Below are 3,842 nucleotides of genomic sequence, written 5' to 3' on the forward strand. Positions count from 1 at the left end.
GTTGGGACCGTGGTACGCGTCGGCCGAGGACGTCAGGTCCGGGTCGGGGAAGTTGGGGTACACGCCACCGGATCCCCACGGGTGCACGGTCGCCCACGAGCGGTGCAACCAGCCGCGTGCGGTCTCGCGGTCGCGGCTCGACGCGTCGGCGGCGACAGCGACCGTGTGCTTGAGCAGGAACCTCGCGTCGCGGTGCGGGAACGCCGTCGCGTCGACCGGGACCCGGGTGTACGCCCCGCCCCAGGGCGTGAAGTCGAGCTCGCGCGCCTGGCCGGGGCACCGGTCGGCATCGAGGTTGCGCACCAGGGCGGCGACCGCGTCGCCGGGCAGCGGGCCGTCGAAATACTCCGACCTGCTGAGGTTGTGCGCGCTCTCGAGGGACGCGCTCGCCATCTCGTCGCCGAGGTCGGCGAGGTACCGCTTGGCCGCCGCGTACGGTGCCGGCGTCATGACCGTGGACGCCGGGGCGGAGCCGACCAGCTCGGCGAGCCCGCCCAGCAGGTCGGAGGCCTCGGACTCGTCACCGGTCAACGCGCCGAACACGTTGAGCACGGGCGGACGCTCGACGTCGGCGGGAACCGTGACCAGCAGGCTGGCCGCGAGCCGGTCGGGAGCGTCGGGGGACCACCGCTGCCACGCGCCGATCACGCGGGCCGCGTGATCGTAGGCCCACACCTGGCGGAAGGTCGTCACGTGCGGCGCGGGAACCGTCGTGAACGTCAGCGAGGTGACCACACCGAACTGGCCGCCGCCCGCGCCGCGCAGCGCCCAGAACAGGTCGGCGTCGCGCCGGGCGTCGCAGTCGACCACCCGGCCGTCGGCCAGCACCACCCGCGCGCCGACCAGGTGGTCGGCCGTGAGGCCGTGGGTGCGGCCGAGGATGCCGAACCCGCCGCCCAGGGTGAGCCCGGCGATCCCGACCCCGGGTCCGCACCCCGCGGGGACCGTCACGCCCTCGGCGTCGAGCGCGGCGTAGAGGTCACCGAGCCGCGCTCCGGCGCCCACGGTCACCACCGCGCCGGCGATCTCGACCGAGCTCATCGGCGAGACGTCGACGACGATGCCGTCGGTCGAGGAGCGCCCGGCGAAGCAGTGTCCGCCGCTGCGCGGTGCCACCGGCAGCCCGTGCCGGCGCGCGAGCGCGAGGGTCTCCGCGACGTCGGCGGGAGTGCGGCACAGCACGACCGCGCGCGGTCGGGTCCCGTGGAACAGGGCGATGGCCGGCCTGCGGAGCCGCTCGTAGTCGGGGGATCCCGGGAGGACGACCTGCCCGGCGACGGCGGCGCGCAGTGCGGCCCAGTCGGGTTCGGAACGCGGCGGTGAGGACATGCCCCGACGGTAGATCGGTGCGGGTGGTGGGTTCTTGAACGAAACGGCCAGGTCTCAGGCGGGTCGACGGAGCAGGGGGGCGTACGAGGTCTCGTGGTCGTGGCCGCAGCCGCAGACCTCCGCGGTCTCGCGCAGGAAGACCCGCGGCGTGACGCCCGTCAGCCGTACGCACTCGCGGGTCAGGTGGGCCTGGTCGGCATAGCCCGCCTCGGCGGCCAGCAGCGCGAGTCCCTCACCCGCCGGCCGCCGGCCCCGCGACACCGCGTACTGGACGCGGGCGAGGAAGCCCTGGAACCGCAGCATCCGCTGCAGTGCCTTGGGGCCGACACCGATCGTGGCCTGGCACCGGCGGCGGAAGCTTCGCTCGGACGTGGCCAGCGAGGACCAGAGCGACGTGACGTCGTCGGCCTGCCAGGGCATCAGCCGCCGCACCGCCTCCGCGACGACGGGGTCGGGACGCGCGGCGTCCGCGAGCCGGTCGGCGACGAGCCGCTGCAGCAGGACCGCGGCCCGCTGCGCGGAGGACGCCTCGGCCATCCGCTCGCCGACCACCGCGACCTCGCGTCCCCACACCGTGTCGGCGTCGACCATGAGGTCGGCGAGCTCCGAGGCCGGCATCCCCAGCACGGTCGCGGCCGCGCCCGGATGGAACCGGAGCCCGACGACAACGCTGCCGGGCGCGAGCGACTCGACCCGCGCCCTGGTCAGCGGGCCGGCGAGCCGCGGCACCGAACCCAGCCGGCACAGCAGCTCGACGCCGCCGTTCGGGATGGTGCGGTGGACGTACGGTGCCGCACCGGGCGTGATGCGTTGCACCCAGGTCGACGACACGAGCCCGGCCAGCGCCGCGGCGGGTGGTCGCTCCACGTAGCTCGGACCCGTCGGCGGCGGGTCCGAGGGCGCAGCGGAGGAGCGCATGTCCCGATTCTGGCAGTACCCCGCGAACCTGGTAGGGCGGAGGCCGCGGTGTCCCACGTGAACCCGGACGCCGGGATCGACCAGATTCGGCACCTACGCCGGTGTGGCCGGGCGTCGCAGTCCTGATGACCACCAGCGATGTCGGTCAGAAGAGGCGGAACTCGTCGGAGTCCATGCCTCGCAGCGCGTCGTAGTCCAGGGTCACGCAGCGGATGCCCCTGTCCGCCGCCAGCGTCTTCGCCTGGGGCTTGATCTGCTGGGCCGCGAACACGCCCTGGACCGGGGCCAGCAGGGGGTCGCGGTTCAGGAGGTCCAGGTAGCGGGTCAGCTGCTCGACGCCGTCCATCTCGCCGCGGCGTTTGATCTCCACGGCCACCGTCGTGCCACCGGAGTCGCGGCACAGGATGTCCACCGGGCCTATCGCGGTCGGGTACTCGCGGCGGATCAGCGAGTAGCCGTCGCCGAGGGTGGTGATGTGTTCGGCCAGCAGGGCCTGCAGGTGGGCCTCCACACCGTCCTTGACCAGACCCGGCTCGGCGCCCAGCTCATGCGCCGAGTCGTGCAGGACGGACTCCAGGCTGATCACCAGCTTCTCGCCCGTCTTGTTCGCCACGGTCCACGTGCCGGGCTCCTCGGTCAGCCAGCACGGCGGGCTCATCCAGTTCAGCGGCTTGTACGCCCGGTCGTCCGAGTGCACGGACACCGAGCCGTCGGCCTTCACCAGCAGCAGCCGGGTCGCCATGGGCAGGTGGGCGGTGAGCCGGCCGGCGTAGTCGACCTGGCAGCGAGCGATCACTAGACGCACGCAGGGCAGGCTAGCCGACCAAACCCGCATCCTTCGCGAGCACCGCCGCGTGGACCCGAGATCGCAGGTCGAGGCACCCCAGCACCTCGCTCTCCCGCGCCGTCAGCTCGTCCAGCGCCGCCGGCCGCGCGAACGACGACATCAGCCGCCTGGTCACGCTCGGCTCCAGCAGGCCGGTGCCGGCCGCCACCAGCCGGACCGGCTCGACCAGGCGCGGCCGGCTGCCCGGCCAAGGTGCGCCACGGTGGCGCGAGTGGGTCGGCACGCCGGAGCGCACCGAGGCACCGTGGGCGGCACCGGCCGGCTGGCCGCGGCTCGGCATGATCACCGGCGGCTGGTTCCTGGCCGGTCCACTGTGGACCACCTGCTCACCGCGGGCGCGCGCCGGGGACCAGGCCGACCAGCGGGAGACGGTCTAGCCGGCACAGGTGGGGCTCGTCGGGAAGGTCTGGCAGAAGGTGATGGGGTTGTAGTACTCGGCCGCGCGCACGATCCGGCCGTCGGCACCCCAGTCGAACCGGAGCACGTACACGTTGCGGTACGGTCGGCCGTCGGCGGTGACGAAGTCGCCCAGAGTCTCCACAAAGGACTGCCGGCCGCCGGCGACCACACCGACCCGCACGTCGGTGAAGTGGATCCGGGACATCAGGCCGAACAACCCGCGCAGGTAGCCGAGCACCTGCTCGCTGCCGACGAAGACCGCGTCGGGCTGCTGGTTGCCGGAGAACGTGATGGGGTGGGTGAGGGTGACCTGCGGGCTCTGGAGGTCGGCGACGGCCGCCAGGTCCTC

General features: G+C 73.6%; 6 protein-coding genes. 1 reads left to right on the plus strand and 5 read right to left on the minus strand.

Annotated features, from left to right (window positions below):
* The 4 genes from VGD70_RS28850 to VGD70_RS28865 all read right to left on the minus strand — a co-directional run.
* Nucleotides 1-1,329 (minus strand): FAD-binding oxidoreductase (locus tag VGD70_RS28850; RefSeq protein WP_331086840.1); only part of this gene is annotated, 1,329 nt, incomplete at its 3' end.
* Nucleotides 1,330-1,383: 54 nt separating this feature from the next.
* The gene (locus tag VGD70_RS28855) at nt 1,384-2,247 is read right to left on the minus strand and encodes a helix-turn-helix domain-containing protein (protein WP_331086842.1); all 864 of its coding nucleotides are present in this window, start codon (nt 2,245-2,247) and stop codon (nt 1,384-1,386) included.
* A 145-nt stretch (nt 2,248-2,392) separates the two neighbouring features.
* Nucleotides 2,393-3,052 carry an endonuclease NucS gene (gene nucS, locus VGD70_RS28860; RefSeq protein ID WP_331086844.1) on the minus strand — a complete coding sequence of 220 codons (660 nt, stop codon included), beginning with the start codon at nt 3,050-3,052 and terminating at the stop codon, nt 2,393-2,395.
* Nucleotides 3,053-3,062: 10 nt separating this feature from the next.
* Complete coding sequence (locus tag VGD70_RS28865; RefSeq protein WP_414638085.1) at nt 3,063-3,209, minus strand: hypothetical protein; 147 nt, start codon at nt 3,207-3,209, stop codon at nt 3,063-3,065.
* A 19-nt stretch (nt 3,210-3,228) separates the two neighbouring features.
* Between VGD70_RS28865 and VGD70_RS28870 the strand changes: the two genes are divergently transcribed.
* Nucleotides 3,229-3,471 (plus strand): hypothetical protein, encoded by a 243-nt coding sequence (locus VGD70_RS28870; RefSeq protein WP_331086847.1) that lies wholly within the window; start codon nt 3,229-3,231, stop codon nt 3,469-3,471.
* Here the strand turns inward: VGD70_RS28870 and VGD70_RS28875 are convergent.
* The coding region (locus VGD70_RS28875; RefSeq protein ID WP_331086845.1) for a nuclear transport factor 2 family protein at nt 3,468-3,842 on the minus strand (375 nt) is incomplete at its 5' end. The two genes, VGD70_RS28870 and VGD70_RS28875, sit on opposite strands and share 4 nt — an antisense overlap.

It is taken from the genome of Actinophytocola sp. (assembly GCF_036402745.1).
Lineage (GTDB): Bacteria > Actinomycetota > Actinomycetes > Mycobacteriales > Pseudonocardiaceae > Actinophytocola.